This window comes from Hungatella effluvii (genome assembly GCF_003201875.1).
Lineage (GTDB): Bacteria > Bacillota > Clostridia > Lachnospirales > Lachnospiraceae > Hungatella > Hungatella effluvii.
Genome location: NZ_QJKD01000001.1, coordinates 362104 through 378912, shown reverse-complemented (window position 1 = coordinate 378912; position 16809 = coordinate 362104). Strand labels below are relative to the sequence as shown.

Annotated in this window: 13 protein-coding genes; 12 read left to right on the top strand and 1 reads right to left on the bottom strand. The window is 48.0% G+C overall.

Features of this window, described 5'->3' with window-relative positions:
- The first annotated feature begins 3 nt into the window (after positions 1 to 3).
- The 5 genes from pdxA to DFR60_RS01540 are packed head-to-tail and all read left to right on the top strand — an operon-like array spanning position 4 to position 5776.
- A complete protein-coding gene (gene pdxA / locus DFR60_RS01560; RefSeq protein WP_110321308.1) occupies positions 4 to 1074 on the top strand; it encodes a 4-hydroxythreonine-4-phosphate dehydrogenase PdxA in 1071 nt (356 codons plus the stop codon).
- Positions 1071 to 2702: a type 2 periplasmic-binding domain-containing protein gene (locus DFR60_RS01555; protein ID WP_110321307.1), complete on the top strand. Its 1632-nt coding sequence runs from the start codon at positions 1071 to 1073 to the stop codon at positions 2700 to 2702. The genes pdxA and DFR60_RS01555 overlap by 4 nt, the downstream gene beginning before the upstream one ends.
- A 19-nt stretch (positions 2703 to 2721) precedes the next feature.
- The gene (locus DFR60_RS01550; protein WP_110321306.1) at positions 2722 to 3696 is read left to right on the top strand and encodes an ABC transporter permease; all 975 of its coding nucleotides are present in this window, start codon (positions 2722 to 2724) and stop codon (positions 3694 to 3696) included.
- Positions 3697 to 3713: 17 nt separating this feature from the next.
- Positions 3714 to 4592, top strand: coding sequence for a carbohydrate ABC transporter permease (locus DFR60_RS01545; RefSeq protein ID WP_110321305.1), 879 nt, complete (start codon positions 3714 to 3716; stop codon positions 4590 to 4592).
- A 17-nt stretch (positions 4593 to 4609) separates the two neighbouring features.
- Positions 4610 to 5776, top strand: a complete 1167-nt coding sequence (locus DFR60_RS01540; RefSeq protein ID WP_110321304.1) for a sialidase family protein — start codon at positions 4610 to 4612, stop codon at positions 5774 to 5776.
- 60 nt (positions 5777 to 5836) lie between these two features.
- Here DFR60_RS01540 and DFR60_RS01535 read toward each other — a convergent pair whose 3' ends face one another.
- Positions 5837 to 6793 carry a helix-turn-helix domain-containing protein gene (locus tag DFR60_RS01535; RefSeq protein ID WP_110321303.1) on the bottom strand — a complete coding sequence of 319 codons (957 nt, stop codon included), beginning with the start codon at positions 6791 to 6793 and terminating at the stop codon, positions 5837 to 5839.
- A gap of 180 nt (positions 6794 to 6973) precedes the next feature.
- Between DFR60_RS01535 and DFR60_RS01530 the strand changes: the two genes are divergently transcribed.
- The 7 genes from DFR60_RS01530 (at position 6974) to DFR60_RS01500 (ending at position 16757) form a co-directional block, all read left to right on the top strand.
- A complete protein-coding gene (locus tag DFR60_RS01530) occupies positions 6974 to 8155 on the top strand; it encodes an MFS transporter (protein ID WP_110321302.1) in 1182 nt (393 codons plus the stop codon).
- A complete protein-coding gene (locus DFR60_RS01525) occupies positions 8152 to 9792 on the top strand; it encodes a hypothetical protein (protein ID WP_110321301.1) in 1641 nt (546 codons plus the stop codon). The genes DFR60_RS01530 and DFR60_RS01525 overlap by 4 nt, the downstream gene beginning before the upstream one ends.
- Positions 9793 to 9975: 183 nt before the next feature.
- A complete protein-coding gene (gene bglB / locus DFR60_RS01520; RefSeq protein ID WP_110321300.1) occupies positions 9976 to 11121 on the top strand; it encodes a beta-galactosidase BglB in 1146 nt (381 codons plus the stop codon).
- Entirely contained in the window at positions 11121 to 12032 is a 912-nt protein-coding gene (locus DFR60_RS01515; protein ID WP_055656236.1) for a carbohydrate ABC transporter permease, read from the top strand. Before bglB ends, DFR60_RS01515 begins: the two co-directional genes overlap by 1 nt.
- 14 nt (positions 12033 to 12046) lie before the next feature.
- Positions 12047 to 12865: a carbohydrate ABC transporter permease gene (locus DFR60_RS01510; protein WP_110321299.1), complete on the top strand. Its 819-nt coding sequence runs from the start codon at positions 12047 to 12049 to the stop codon at positions 12863 to 12865.
- Between the two features lie 91 nt (positions 12866 to 12956).
- Complete coding sequence (locus tag DFR60_RS01505) at positions 12957 to 14219, top strand: ABC transporter substrate-binding protein (RefSeq protein ID WP_110321298.1); 1263 nt, start codon at positions 12957 to 12959, stop codon at positions 14217 to 14219.
- A gap of 90 nt (positions 14220 to 14309) precedes the next feature.
- Complete coding sequence (locus DFR60_RS01500; RefSeq protein WP_110321608.1) at positions 14310 to 16757, top strand: hypothetical protein; 2448 nt, start codon at positions 14310 to 14312, stop codon at positions 16755 to 16757.
- The last annotated feature ends 52 nt before the right edge of the window (positions 16758 to 16809 follow it).

Genomic DNA, 16809 nt, shown 5'->3' with positions numbered 1-16809 from the left:
ACTATGAGACCATTAATTGGCATAACACTCGGTGATCCGGCTGGAATCGGTCCGGAGATAACAGTGAAAGCACTGGCGGATCACCCGGTCAGTGAAAAATGCCGCCCTTTGGTGATTGGAGATGTCCGTGTCCTGAAGAACGCGGCACAGATAGTCGGCAGACGGTCGATCCGGATCAATGGAATTGAAAATCCGTCTGAAGGAGAGTACCGTCCCGGCTGTATCGATGTCATAGACATGAAGAACGTGGATACGGAGACGCTGGCCATCGGCAAGGTGTCCGCCGTGGCGGGGGAAGCTGCCTTTCAGTATGTAAAAAAGGCCATCGGGCTGGCTATGGCCGGGGAGGTGGATGCGACCGTGACGAATGCCCTGAATAAGGAAGCGCTTAATCTGGCGGGACGTCACTATTCCGGACATACGGAAATCTATGCGGAGTTCACCGGAACCGAAAAATATACGATGATGCTTGCACATAAAAATCTGCGGGTGGTACATGTGTCCACCCATGTAGCCTTGAGAGAGGCGTGTGACCGCGTGAAAAAAGACCGGATTATAGAGGTCATCCGGATTGCGGAACAGGCGTGTAAGGACATGGGAATCGGGAATCCGCGCATTGGAGTCGCGGGCCTTAATCCTCACTGCGGTGAGAATGGACTGTTTGGAAGAGAAGAGATAGAAGAGATTATTCCGGCTGTTGAGGAAGCGAGAGCGGAAGGCATCAATACGGAGGGCCCGATACCGGCCGACACCATATTTTCAAAAGCCCGGGGGGGCTGGTACGATGTGGTGGTTGCCATGTATCACGATCAGGGCCACATTCCACTCAAGGTCGTCGGATTTGTATACAATCAGGAAGAACAGAAATGGGACGCGGTGGAAGGAGTGAATATCACTCTGGGACTTCCGATTATAAGGACCAGCGTGGATCATGGAACGGCCTTTGATCAGGCCGGGACCGGAACTGCAAATGAACTTAGCCTGTTGAATGCGATCGATTATGCAGTGAGATTCGCGGATGGCAGGCGAAAAAGTACATCAACAACATTATTATCCCAGGAGGAACGAGAATGAGAAGGAAAATGGTATCTGTAATTTTGACTGTTGCAATGATGGGAACAATGCTGGCTGGCTGTGGAAGCAAGGCGGCGGAACAGCAGGGGAGTACAGCAAACACGGGGGGAGAATCAGTAACTGAAAAATCAAATGATGGAAAGGATACAGCCGACGGCGGCAACAGCTATACCATGTTTATGCGAAATACCTATGTAGACTGGATCAAAGAACTCAAATGGTATGACGCGGCAGAAGCAAATACGGGAATTCATGTAGAATATGTGGAAGGACCTGATGACTTTAATGACGTGTATGCGGAGGTAGATCAGAGAATTATTTCCAAAACTCTTCCGGATGCGGTGATGACCAAGCTGGTACAGACCAATGTTTATGGACCGCAGGGGGCATTTGTGGATCTTGCTCCTTACATAAAAAAATACGCGCCTAATTTGCAGAAGTATATCGATGACAACCCGGATTACGCAGCTCTGGTCACAGATGAGAACGGAGCGATCTATGGACTTGTAAAGGAATCCCCTATTTTTACGGATTATCTGGCTTACCGTGCCGATCACCTCGAAAAAGCAGGCATTGATGTAAATTCGATTAAGACGGTTCAAGATTTTACAGAAGCCATGCGAACGCTGAAAGCACATTATGGAAAGGACAACCCGAACTACTATCCTCTGGAGGGCAGAGAAAATCCTATCCGTTTTGCTGCATGGTTCGGCTGCCCCAGCAATATATCGTCGGAAGAATCCAACGGAATATATGTAGGTCATCAGAAGGATGGTTCGTTGGATATTATGGATGACAGGGCATATACCATGGTAGAGACTATGAAAACCTGGTATGATGAAGGGCTGATCAATCCGGAGTTTGCTGCCAATACCCGTACGGAGGGTGACTGGGAAGCTGCAATGATCAACGGAAATGGAACCTTTGAATACGACTATTACAACAGAGCCGAATGGTTTATGGCAAACGGCGGCGTAGATGCGGATCCGGATTATCAGATGGGTGTTATGAACATGTTCCAGGATGAAAATGGAAAAGTATTAAAAGGGACCAGCAGCTGTAAATATAATGAAGAATGTGTTACGGCTGTCAATGCTCAGTGCAGTGAAGAGAAAATCAAAACAATTCTTACCTTTATTGATTATTTTTACAGTGAGGATGGCGTTATCTTAGCGAATTATGGAGTAGAAGGGGAAAGCTTCGAAACAGAAGGCGACGGTTCCCAAAAGTTTATCGTTGATTATGCCAAGGAAGAGGCAACTCCGGAAGGAGAGAAGAGATGGTCTTTCTTAAGTGATAGATTTACCGTTTGCAAGCCGGTTGATAATGAGGCATTCTTTGCATGGAATTCTCCTTTGATTGCAGAAGCGGCACAGAGGATTAATACGGAAGAAAATATGATGGAGTCCTACAATATCAAATATACAGCAGAACAGACAGAGGAATTATCCAATCTGGTAGCAACGGTCTTTGATGCTGAAATTGCCGGTATCGTATCTTTTGTCACAGGAAATAAGGAATTCAATGCAGATACATGGAAAGCCTTCCAGGATGAGATGAACAGTCTTGGACTGTCCAGGATTGAAGAGATTCAGCTGGACGCTTATCGGGCAACATTCGATAATTAAGTTTGGAAAGGAGATCAGGATGGCTGGAAAGAAAAAAGGAGGGGCGGCTTTGCCGCCCCGGCGGAAAAAGGGGAGTTTTTCACAGAGGTTTGTAAAGGATATCAGGAGAAACTGGATTTTATATCTGCTGCTGCTTCCCGGCCTTCTGAGTCTTATCCTGTTTAAAATAGGACCTGTTGGAGGTATGGTAATCGCCTTTGAAAAGTTTAGTGCTTTCCAGGGGATCTTGGGAAGTAAGTGGGTAGGGCTGGATAATTTTAAAAGAATTTTCACAGATCCCTATATTCCCAAGGTTTTTATGAACACCATTATACTGGCTGTGCTGACAATTGTAGTTGTGTTTCCAATCCCGATTATTTTCTCTCTGTTTCTTAATGAGATCAGGCAGAAATGGGTTCGGTCTACAGTGCAGTCTTTGAGCTTTCTTCCTTATTTTATATCAGCGGCAGTCATGGTCAGTATCCTTTATACGATCCTTTCTCCAAGCTCAGGAATTGTGAACAACATCATCAGGAGTCTGGGGGGCAGCTCCGTTAATTTTATGGCCAAGCCAGGCTGGTTCCGGCCACTGTACGTGATTTTGGAAATATGGCAGACATTCGGTTACTCTGCAATTATTTATATTGCAGCTATGATGAATATCGATCCTTCTTTATATGAGGCAGCAGAAGTGGACGGCGCGAACCGGTGGGATAAAATGTTACGGATTACACTGCCCTGCATCTCTACTTCCATTATAGTCATGCTGATTATCAGTGTAGGAAACATTTTCACGGTTAATCTGGATCGTATTCTTTTGATGTACAACAGCAGTGTATATGATACGGCCGATGTTATTCAGACCTACGTATATAGAATCGCCTTTGAATCCAAGGGATTCCCGGACTACAGCTACGGAACGGCAGTGAATATATTAAAATCTGTGATTGCTTTTGTCATGGTTAGTTTCGTGAATAAAATGGCGGATAGATTTGCTGAGACAAGACTATTTTAGGAAAGGAGAAATGGAGCATGAAAAGAAAAAAAGTGCAGGTATTTGATATTATTAATAATATAATCCTGCTGCTGGTAGCAGTGATCTGTATCTATCCTTTCCTGTATGTCTTTTTTGTAGCATGTAGCAACGGAACGTATCTTCAGAGGGGAGAGGTCAGCTTTCTCCCGAAGGGATTTAATTTAGAAGCCTTTAAATATATCATGGGAAGCACAAAGTTCCATGTATGGACCGGGCTTAGAAACTCATTTCTGTATACTTTTGGAGGAACAATTGTTGCGATACTGACAACCTATGTGACCGCTTACGCGCTCTCCAGGCCCAGGCTGAAAGGCAGATATCTCCTGATGGGAGCCTTCATCGTTACATGGGTCTTTGATGCCGGAATTATTCCGCAGTATATCATTTATAATAAACTGGGATTTATCGATAATCCATGGGTCATGATTATTCCGGGTGCCATCAATACGCAGTTCCTGATTATAACAAAGACCTTTATTGAAGGAATTCCGGGAGAGCTGGAGGAGGCTGCTGTGGTGGATGGGGCCAATGACTGGACGATTCTGACCAGGCTGTATTTTCCTCTGTCGAAGACAATTATGGCAACCATAGGAACCTTTTATGCGGTATCTATTTGGAATCAATATCTGATTCCCCAGATTTATCTGAAAACAGATAATTTTAAGGTGATTCAGCAGGTGTTAAAAGAGGTAGTAATTGCGGATGCAGGAACGAGTACGGCTTTTAAAAACGTTATTTTAAATGGCGTTACGTTAAATCAGCAGAATTTGAAGGCTGCGGCCATATTTGTATCGATGCTGCCGATCGTAATGGTATATCCGTTTGTTCAGAAATACTTTAAAAAAGGTATTATGATTGGGGCAGTAAAAGGCTAGAGAGTGAGGAGTGAATTATGAGAGAATATGTGGAACTGAACCGTTTAGAAGAGGATGGCAGACTGTATCACAATAATCTGCTGGATACGATAGAGGCGCTGATTCCCAACCAGTTTGACAGTGTGCATGCGGCAGATATTCTGGAACTGCCTGACGGTGATTTGCTGGCCTGCTGGTTTGCAGGGAGTGATGAAGGAAATGCGGACATCAGCATTGCCGTGTCCCGGTTAAAGGCAGAGACAAGCAGATGGAGTGTGGGAGAGATCGTTTCGGATGATCCGTCCCGGTCAGAGCAGAATCCTTCTCTTTTTTTAACACCTGGAGGAGAAATCTGGTTGATGTATACGGCACAGACTTCCCGGACACCCGATGACAATCCGAATTTTAATCTGCAGTATACGGCCGAAATACGGAGAAAAGTATCTAAGGACAACGGCTATACCTGGGGGCCTACGGAGACCATGTTTTCCCGGCCGGGTTCCTTCTGCCGTCAGAAAATACAGATTTTATCTAATGGAAGATGGGTGTTTGGAAACTGGATCTGCTTTCCGGATGAGTCGAGAAATGGCAGTGATATCACTGTGGTGCAGATTTCAGATGATGAGGGAAAGACATGGCGGGAGACAGAAATACCAGACAGTGCCGGCCGTGTGCATGCCAATCTGATGGAAGTGGCTCCGGGGAAATTGACAGCTTTATTCAGAAGCCGTTTTGCGGATCACATCTATATTGCATACAGTGAAGACTATGGGGATACATGGACGAGTCCGGTGCCAACCTGCCTGCCCAATAACAATTCTTCCATTTCTTCGATAAAATTACAGAGCGGCAGTCTGGCTCTTATTTACAATCCGGTAAAATTCAATGATGATACAGCGAAGACGGTCTGGCCGAATCAGCGCTGTCCGGTTACCTTTGCGATCTCAGATGACGGTGGGAAGACATGGCCCTATAAACGTATCATTGAACTGGGAGAAGGGTTCGTCGGTGAATTTAATGATATCAATAACCGCCGATATGAATATCCCGTTATGATGCAGTCAAAAGACGGAAAAATCCATGCGGCCTACAGCTTTGGTAACCGCCGATGTGTCAAATATGTATGCGTGGATGAAACGTGGATCCGGGGAGAAAAAATGCTTCCGGGTGCAGAAGGCGATCCCGGAATGCCCTGCCAGAGGTAATGAAAAGAAAAATAAAGCGTGGAAATACCAACTCCAAACGGTATTCCCACGCTTTTCTCACTATAAATTACTCTTCGTTGACATCATCGGCGCATTCACCCGCATCGCATTCTCATTATAAAAGGTCTTATAATCGGACGGCGACATGCTGCAGAATCGGTGGAAGACTCGGTTGAACTGGGAAAAGCTGGAGAAACCGATCTTTTCCGCGATGTCGGTGATCTTTAGGCTGGTGTTTAGCAGCAGGTACTGGGCGTTTTTGACGCGGGTCTGCTGGATGTACTGCACGACGGTGAAGCCGGTCACCAGCTTGAACTGGTGGGACAGGTAGAAGGAGCTGATAAAAAATTTGTCGGCCAGGTACGCCAGTGAGAGATCCTCGTTATAATGCGTCTGTATGTAGTTGGTGATGGTATATATTTTCTCTTTGATGCTTCTCTCGGAATTGTATTCATAGAGATTTTCGTTCCGCATCTGGTAGAGCGTGAACAAAAATTCTGTGAATTTGTTGTTGATCATCATATTTCTGACAGCGGGATCTTCTACGGTATGGCTTAGTTCCGTAAGCTGGTTGATGAGCTGGAACAGCGTTTTCTGGCGCTCTAAGTCAAAACGGAAAATCGGGACCGGATCGTTAAAGATGGATAGAATCCTGTCATATCCTTCCGGGTGGAGCAGCAGATGCTTGGGAACCATGAAATTGATGATGATGCGGTCGCTGGGAGGACCCGGTAAGTACTCCGTCTGGTGCAGGATGGCCGGAGCCAGCAGGACGATATCATTGTTTATGATGGAGTAAGGTTTTCCTGCGATAAAATGATACGCCTTCGGACTTAAGAGAATCATGATCTCGTAAAACATGTGCATATGCGGGAAAGACATGTTTACAGAGTAGGAACGCGCATCGTAATCAAAATAGTAGCAGATGGAATTTTCCACTGGGGTTTTCAGTTCATTGATGATGATTGAAAACCCCTTTTCGTAGTTTAAGACGGAATCAGAGTATGGTTTCATCATAAAATTTCTCCTTTTCTTCTGATTCTATTTTACTACAAATCGGGGAAAAAAGCAAAATATGTAATATAAAAATGAAAAAAAGAGCAAGAAGGGAATAGATATTGTTTCGCATTTTCTATATACTCTACTATGAAATAGAGAATAAGACAGATCGAAAAGCGGGAGGATATGGATAAATAAATGAAGACGTGGAAAAAAGCAGTTCCATTTTTGTGTTTTGCGGTTCTGATGTTCGGGCTGGGTTCCAGCGATTCCCTCAGAGGTATATTCGCCCCTGTGTTTCAGAACCGGTATGCGCTCAGCGATACCCAGCTGTCCATGATTGTTACCATCAGCTATGTGGGAAACCTGTTGTTTCTGAGTCTGGGCGGAAAGCTTCTGGATACGTTTGGGCGGAAAACGGTGGTACTGTCAGTGACGGCAATCTGGGTACTGTCCATGCTGTTAAACGTGGTGTCCGACAGCTATATCTGCATTCTGATCTCCATGTTTTTTGCGCTGGGAGCATCGACACTTTTAAATACCACAGTCAATATTTTAACGCCGGTGGTTTTCAGCGGATATGCGGGGCTGATGGTGAATATTTTCTTCTTTATTCAGGGAATAGGAACCAGCGGCAGCCAGTTTGTGCTGGGACGGTATGGTCTCAGCTATCCTGGGTTTAAGAGTGTGAGCATCCTTCTGCTGCTGATCGGAGCGGCCGCAGGCTTCCTCCTTATTTTAATTCCGTTGGGTGGGGAGAGGCAGCCGGAACACCTGCAATCCAAAGTCAAATCGGAAGCCCCCACCATGCAGGCGAATCCCAAACCGGCAGTATTCATCCTCCTGTGCACCATGATAGGCTTTTACTTCATTGGGGAGCACGGAATCATGAACTGGCTCTTCTCGTACTGTATTCAGGCGTTCCAGGTTCCAAGCAGCAAAGCCTCGGTTTACTTATCCCTGTTCTGGGGCGGAATGACGGCCGGGCGGCTGATTTTTGCGCCGGTGGTCCAGAAAATGGGAACGGTGAAAAGTATCCGGATCTTTGGAACGGTGGGAACACTGCTGTTCTGTGCGGGCATTTTGACCGGGGAAAATGGAATTCTGCTTCTAAGCATATCCGGTCTGGCAATTTCCGTGCTCTACCCGACCATGGTACTGCTGATTCAGCAGATCTATCCGGCTGGGGTAGTGGCGACCAGAACAGGCGCGATTATCAGCGTGGCGACGGTTGCGGATATTGTTTTCAACCTGTTCTTCGGGGTGATTACAGGGGCGATCGGATACCGGTTAAGCTTTATGATACTGCCAGCCTGTATGGTCGGATTTAATATCTGTTACATAGCACTGCAAAAATATATTTGGAGGAATGTGAAATGAAACGTTATATAAAACACCTGATGAAGGGCGCCGAGATCAGAACCGATCACTTTTTAAGAAGCCAGGATAAGAATCCGGAGAGCCTCCAGTATGGTGGGATGCATGGTGATGTGGCGGAGGCGAAGACGACCATCTACCATATGGCTACGGCGCTGTCTGTTTATTTTAAGGAAGACAGCAGATTTTACCGGAACGAAGCACTGTTTGACGCGATCAATCTGGCATGCGGCTTTGTCCGGAGAATGCAGCGGGAAAATGGATCGTTTGATTATCCTACCTGTAACTTCCAGTCCGCCGCCGATACTTCCTTCTGCTTCAAGAGGCTGATCCTGGGATACCGTCTGTTAGAAAAATATGGAACCGACGGAGACAGGACAGAGGTTCTGAAGAGAAAATATCTCGTAATCATGCATGACGCGTTAAAGGCAATCCGTGACGGCGGATTCCACACGCCAAATCACAGATGGGGCATAACCGCGGCACTTATGCAGGGAGCTAACTTATTCGCAGAGGACGAGGCGTTCGCAGACAGCCTTAAAAAACGGGCGGCTCAGTATCTGGCCGAGGGAGTCGATGAGGATGAGGACGGCGAGTATGCCGAGCGTTCCACCGGTAATTACAATGCCGTTGTCAATAACGCCATGTTTGCCATTGGACAGGAGACCGGCGAGGAGCTTTATTACGACTACGCAAGAAAAAATCTGAATATGATGCTTCTCTATATCGACCCGGACGATACCATTTTCACACAGAACTCGTCCCGTCAGGATAAGGGAAGGGCCGAATATGCAGACAAGTACTTTTACCAGTACTTATATGCGGCTTGTCTGGGGGACGACGGGGTCTTCGATAGTGCGGCGCATAAGATCGTGAAGGATAATATGGAACGCGGGGATATCGCGCCGGACTGCTTCCCGGTAATTATGACACACGACGAGATGATGAAGCATGAATTTACGGGATATGGATTTGCGGAATCCTACCGGAAATACTTCAGACACTCGGGCGTTCTCCGGGTGAAAAAAGAGGAGTATACCTATACGGTTCTGAATGGAAAGAGTTCCTTCCTGTTTTTCAAGACGGGAAGTACGGCTGTTTGTGTGAAGATCGGCGAGAGCTGCTGCGAGAAGCGGAATTTCGTCCCGAAGACGATGGAAGTGAACGAACAGGGCTGCGTGCTGAGCGAAGCGTTTGATTCCTGGTACTATCTTCACTTTAACGAGCCTCAGAACACCTCCGACTGGTGGGAGATGGACCAGACGAAGAGGAAGAAGCTGCTTCCGGAAAGGCTGAACACGAGGCTGGAGATCCGGGAACTTCCCGAGGGTCTGGAACTTCATTTGAAGGCGGACGGCTTAAAGGGGCTTCCTCTCCGGTTGGAGATCTGCATACCCGCGGGGACAACGGTTGAAAATGAACATTTTTATATGAAGGCAGAGGCCGGAAGCGGCATGATTCTGCGAGATGGCTGTTTACAGGTGAAGGACGGCGACAGAGAGCTTGTTATGGGCCCGGGATTTGGAAGTCATGAGTTTAAAGGACATTATTCCGGGGAAGAGGTCAACGACTCCGGATTTACGGTGTACTGCAATGAGTATACACCACTGGAGAAAGTATTTAAAATTTGTGTAAAATAGTTTCCGTTCGCCGCCGGCAGAGCAGGCCGCGCAGCGGAGACTGACAGCGGGCGGCGAACGGAAATATTCATAATAGCCGTTTTGAGCAAGATATGCAATACTTTTACTCTATTTCTAACAATAATTGCATAGCTTGCCAGAATGATTGGCTATATAATATAGATAGATTAAGGAGACAGCGAGATGATGATGAAAAATAATCTGGAAGAAAAGAAAGACATGCTTTTGGAGGAAATTACAGAAAAACTGGAATGTCTCATCAATGGATTTGAAAAAGTTCTTTACGATGATGATGATATTTTCCTTCAGAACATGAAAACCGATAACCTGGCGGGAGACGACGTACAGAAATACCGTTTCTGGGAATGGACTCAGGGAGTCGGGCTGTTCGGGCTCTGGAAGCAGTTCGAGGAAAATCGGGACGAGAAGGCGCTTGCCATGCTGAAACGGTATTACGATGAGCGGATTGCCGACGGCCTTCCATCCTGCAACATCAACACCACGGCACCCATGCTGACACTTACATATCTGTATGAATACACAAAGAATGAGACTTACTGGGAGACTTGCAGGGAATGGCTTAAAAAGGTTTTGACCGAGCTTCCGAGAACAAAGGAAGGCGGATTCCAGCATCTCACCTCCGATACGCTGAATGAACAGGAGCTTTGGGACGACACTCTGTTTATGACCATTCTCTTTATTGCCAGAATGGGGAAAATGATGAATGACAGGGCGTGCATCGAGGAGGCCCAGTATCAGTTCGAACTCCACAAAAAATATCTGGAGGACCGGAAGACAGGGCTGTGGTTCCATGGCTGGACCTTCAACGGCAGGCATAATTTCGCCGGAGGGCTCTGGGGAAGAGGCAACAGCTGGGTTACGATCGCGATTCCGGAGCTGATCGGGATCCTGGGAGACGACTGCGAGCCGGTGATCAGGAGGCTCCTGACCGAGACTCTCTTAAACCAGGTGGAAGCCTTAAAGACCTACCAGGCGGACAACGGAATGTGGCATACGCTGATCGACGACAGTGATTCCTATCTGGAGACCAGCGCAACGACCGGCTTTGCATACGGTATGCTGAAGGCGGCCCACATGGGACTGATCGATGAATCCTTTGCAGAATGCGGAATGAAGCCGCTGGGAGCTGTGATGGATTACATCAGCGAGGACGGCGTGGTAGGACAGGTATCCTACGGAACCCCGATGGGAAGGGAAGAGAAGCAGTTTTACAAGGACATTGAGATCCGTCCGATGCCTTACGGGCAGGCGATGGCGATCCTGTATCTGATTGAAGCGAGAAAAGAGCTGACAAGGGAGGTAAAATAATGGCAAATACGAACACGGCGGGGGCTGCGCCTGCCAGAAGAAAGAAGAGGGACACGCGCCAGCTTTGGGCATTTGGTTTCTGTCTGCCCAATATCCTGTTCTTTCTGGTATTTTTCGTAGCGCCTGCGATAGTAGGTGTCTGGTACTCATTAACCAATTACAATGGGTTTAAGCAGATGGATTTCGTCGGGCTGAGCAATTACATCAAGCTGTTTCGGGATCCGGAATTCTATAAGACCCTGTGGCAGACGATCCTTTATTCCATCGTTTCCGTGCCTCTGGGCTACGCGGTGGCGCTGGGGCTGGGACTTTTACTCTCCTCAGAGAAAATCAAAGGCATTACGATCTTAAGAATCCTGATTTACTGGCCGATCCTGCTTTCGACCATCATGGTCGGTCTTACCTGGAGATGGATCTTCGGCGAGAGCTTCGGCCTCATCAACTACCTGCTTCAGTGTATCGGGCTGGATGGAATCAAATGGGCGACAAATCCGACGGCCGCCTTCGTTACCACGATCATTGCGGGCATCTGGTCCGGATGCGGAACGAATATGCTGATTTTCATCGGGGCGCTCAAACAGGTTCCGGGAGAGCTGCTGGAAGCGGCAAATTTAGACGGGGCAAACAAATGGCAGTCATTCAAGCATATTATTCTGCCCCATTTAAAACCGGTTTCCTTCATGGTCATCATTCTCTCCGTGATTTCCTCCTTCAAAGTGTTCGCCATGGTGCAGACCCTTACGAACGGAGGTCCGGGTACGGCCACGACATACATGATCCAGTATATCTACACAACCGGCTTTACCAAGAACAAGGTCGGATACGCGAGTGCCGTTTCCATGGTGCTGTTTGTAATCCTGCTGATCCTTTCTTTCGTACAGACGAAGGTCAGCGACAAGAGCAATGATTAGGGAGGTGGAGAAAAGTGAAAACTACAAATAAAGTTTTAAAATATGTGTTCGCATTTGGTTTCGCCATTCTCTGGATTTTCCCGGTCATATGGCTGATTATCAGTTCCTTTAAGGATGGATCGGAATTATTTAATTATCCGCTGACCATACTGCCGGAGCATTTTACACTGGAGAATTACACGACTGCGCTTCAGCAGTTTGATTTAATCCGATACACCAGCAATACCGCATTTATCACTGTGGTTGCCACGGTTATCACCGTTTTAATGAGCTGTATGTGCGGATACGCGCTGGCAAAATATAAGTACAAATGGCTGAATGTCCTGTTTATGTGTCTGCTCGCGACGACCATGCTGCCGACCGAGGTCATTATGAGTCCAAGCTTTACCGTATTGAATACCCTCGGCCTTTACAACAGCCTCTGGGGCTGCATCATACCGACCGTAGGAACCATGACCGGCGTATTCTTAATGAGGCAGTTCTTTATCACGGTACCGACAGAGCTTATGGAATCAGCGCGGATCGACGGCGCCAATGAAGGATCCATCTTTGTGAGAATCATGCTCCCGATTTGTAAACCGCAGATAGCGATTCTGGCGATCTTCAGTTTCCAGTGGAGATGGAACGACTATATCTGGCCGCTGCTCGCACTCAGTGATCCGAAGAAATATACGCTTCAGCTTGCACTCAGGACGCTGTCCGGTGCGGAGGCGGTCAACTGGACGGTTCTGCTCTCTACAGCGGTTCTCTCCATGATTCCGATTCTGATCGTATTTATCGTCTTCAATAAACAGATTATGAACGCCAACATGTCGTCCGGTGTTAAGGGATAACCGCGAAAGACATCGGCAGTAAAAAGAGCAATGAGAAAAAATCAATGAAAAAAACATCAAATCATATGAAAAAATCAGGAGGAAAAGATTCATGAGAAAAAGATTACTGACAGGCGCAGTGTGTTTATCACTGGCAGGAATGATCATGCTGACAGCGTGCTCCGGCAAAGAGTCCGCAAAAAAAGGAAATGTGGAACTGGAGATTCTGCTTGCCGACGATACGCTGGAAGGCGGTGCGATGAAGGCTGTCGTAGAAAAGTTCAACGAGGAGCACAAGGACCAGGGCGTGAGCGCATTTGTCAATGAGATTGCATACGCCGATATGGAGACGCAGATCAAAAACCGTGCTAAGGCAGGTAATCTGCCGGCGATCTGCAAGATGTCAAACTTCGATACGTATATCGATTACGTACTTCCGCTGGACGACACCTCCCTTGATCCGGACAACTTCAACCGAAGCGGCGTCAGGAACGGCAAGCTTTACGGTACAGATGTAAATGATACGGCAGTAGGTATGGTTATCAATAAGACGGCCTTTGATGAGGCGGGAGTTTCCTATCCGACCACATCAGAGGAACGTTGGACATGGGACGAGTTCTCCGCGGCAGTAAAAGAGGTAGCGGAAAAGAATGAGAAGATCACGACTCCTTTCGTGATAGACCACTCTCAGCAGCGCTCCGGAACCGTGCTCTATCAGTTCGGCATGAAGTATTTCGATCCGGACGACTCGACAAAGGTCACCTTCAGAAGTGAAGATACGAAAAAGGGCGTGGAATTCTTCCTCGATATGTTTAAGGAGGGCGGCATTTCCAAGGCATCCATCGGTACCGGCGCAGAGAATGCACAGGACGTATTTAAGACAGGTACGGTAGCGGCCCATATGGCAGGCAACTGGGTTATCTCAGATTATACGCAGAATATTAAGGATTTCGAGTGGACGCCTGTTCTCATGCCGTATGAGAAGGAAAAGGCAACCTGCCTGGGCGGCAACTGGCTGTATGCATTCGATGGCTCAGGTATGGAGGACCAGGCGAAGAAGTTTCTGGAATGGTTCTATCAGCCGGAGAATTACTCCCTCTACTGCCAGACCGGCAATTATCTGCCGGGAACGAAGGACGTAGAAGTAGACTACGAGATCGAAGGAATCAATATTTTCAACATGGAAATCGCAGAGTCGATCAAACAGCCTCAGTATGACCAGTCCATCACAGAGCAGGAGCACAGCGGTGAAAATACAGGAAACGCACTGCGCGATGCACTCGACCGGGCGATCGCAGGCGAGCTTGACGCGGACGGCGTCATGGATTACGTAGTGACTCAGTTCCTGGAGAATCTTACAGGAGTTCATGAGTAAGCGAAAGTTTATTTTGAATACTTATCATCAGGCACATGGGATATGAAAGCTTCTTTCATATCCCAGTACTGCATTCAGGGAGAAAAAATCATGGAATTAACGTATCAGATCGGATATGACGAGACAATCAGCAGATGGAATGTGACAGCCATGGGGAAGGAACCATTCCATTCCCCGAAGAAATCCTTTGAGGCCGAGGTGAACATGGAGGAATCCTATGTTCAGGTGGTGTATCCGGTCAGAGAGGCATTTTTAAAGGAAGAAAGGATCAAAAAGGCGGCCAGGTATGACGGCCCGTACGAGAATCTTTATTTCCCGTTTGAGAATAACAGAATTGACTTATCCACGTTTCTTCACACGCCCCATTACATATACGTCCACGCGAAGGCGGGCGTGCGCGCGGAGGAGGAGGGAAGCTACCCGTTCGATCTCTATACCTGCGGCGGAGTCAGAGTGTGGGTGAATGGCGGGGAACAGGCCTGCTATACACCTTACACCAGAAATATCGCGGGCCACACCCGGGTGAACCTTTTTCTGAAAAAAGGCCTTAATGAAATCAAGGTTTACGCGGATGAACTGGCGGAACGGGATGTCTTCTTCTATTTTGAACTGCGGTATAAGGGCGGGATACCGGTGGAAGGCAGTGTGGAAGTGACCGAACAGCCGGAGGAGATAAAAAAGGCGGAGGAAATCTTAAAGAGCTGCTATTTTCAGCAGGACATGTATACGGAGGGAGAGGTCCGGCTCTGCTACGACCGGACGCTTTTGGACGGCGACACCAGGGTATACTTAACTTCAAGTCCCTGCGGAACCGGAATGCAGCTTTCCGATATAGAACATTCGGAAATGACGCTGAAAAAGGATGAGGATTACCTGGTATTTGCTGAGACAGAGGAAAGCAGCATCCGGCTTTCAAGAATCTCCGCCTGCTTAACGGTGGGGAACTACGTGGTACCGAGAAATTTATTCGTCGGGATCATTCCGAAAAGCCGGATCGTACTGGAGCCGGCGGCGACGATCGGGGAGAGGAAGCAGCAGGCCCTGGAATTCCTGGTGAAGAACGGCGAGATCGGTTTCCAGTCCGTAATTACCTCCCTGGAGCTGTTAAAGGGCTGGAACGGCAATGCGGAGAAGGGCTTTGATCTGGCCTGCAAAAAAGTCGAGCGCCACGACGACTGCGCGGACTTCAGCCTCGCGCCATTTACCCTCTTGATGACCCGCTACCGGAATCTTCTGACACCGGAAAAGGCGGAGCGGATCAAAGCGATGGTGCTGAATTTCCGGTACTGGATCGACGAACCGGGAAATGACGTGATGTGGTATTTCAGCGAAAATCACGCATTCCTGTTCCACGTTTCCCAGTATCTCTGGGGCTGTATTTTCGGGAAAGAGACATTTACCGTCAGCGGCAGAACGGGAGCGGAGCAGTCTGAAATCGGGAAGAAGCGGGTGCTTGCATGGTTCGACAACTTTTTTGCATACGGTTACGCGGAGTGGAATTCGGCAACCTATATTCCCATCGATCTGATCGGATTTTTCAGCCTGTATTTGAACGCTCCCGATGAGGAAATCCGGCAGAAGGCTAAAAGGGCGCTGGATTTCACCATGCAGGTCATCGGATTTAACTCCTTTGAGGGTGTGATGAATACTACCTACGGAAGAATTTACGAGGAGACCATCAAGACGCGGCTCCAGGTCGAACCGAATTTTGTGAGCTGGGTGTCTACGGGGAGAGGCTACTGCACCTATTACGGCAATGCCACCTGTTTATACGCCATCAGCGATTACGAACCGGAGGACTACGAAATGGAATGCCGTCCTCAGCCAGGACAGGGGGTGGCCATGGAAACCGACCAGGGAATCGCAGGGGTAAAGATCAACACTTACCGGACAAGAGAGTACTTAACGGCGGGAGTCAGACGGTTTAAGCCATTCCGTCACGGCCATCAGCAGCATCTGATGAATGTGGTATTCGGAAAGGAACGTCCGGCGATCTTCTATGTCAATCATCCGGGAGAGCGGGTCTTCAGCGGGGAAAACCGTCCCAGCTACTGGGCCGGCAATGGAACCATGCCGTGGATCGAGCGGTACCGGAATTTAACGGTCATGGTGTTCGCCATCGATCCCAACGAACTCGTACATTACATCCATGCCTACGCGCCGGTCTATGAGTATGAAGCGTATGCCTGCGACGGCAGCTGGTTCTTTGCAAAATCCGGTGACGGATATCTGGGAAGCTGGTTTTCCAACGGTTATGAGATGACGGCCTATGGAGCCAACACGGGGAAAGAACTGGTATCTCAGGGATTAAACCACGCCGTGATTGTAAAATGCGGGTCGAAGGAAGAGTTTGGCAGTTTCGAGGCATTTCAGAAGAGCTTAAAAGAGATGGAAATCGAATGGAACGGGGACCGCAGCGCTGCGTTTACAGACAGCCAGTATGGGGAAATCCGGGTGAGGGACGCGGAAGAATTCCTGGTGAACGGTACGGCAGTATCGGTGGAACCGGCAAAGGGATTCCGGTTCCTGCTGTGCTAGGTTTCTGATGTACAAAAAGTGGGTGGATTTACTCCACCCACTGCTGCCCGAT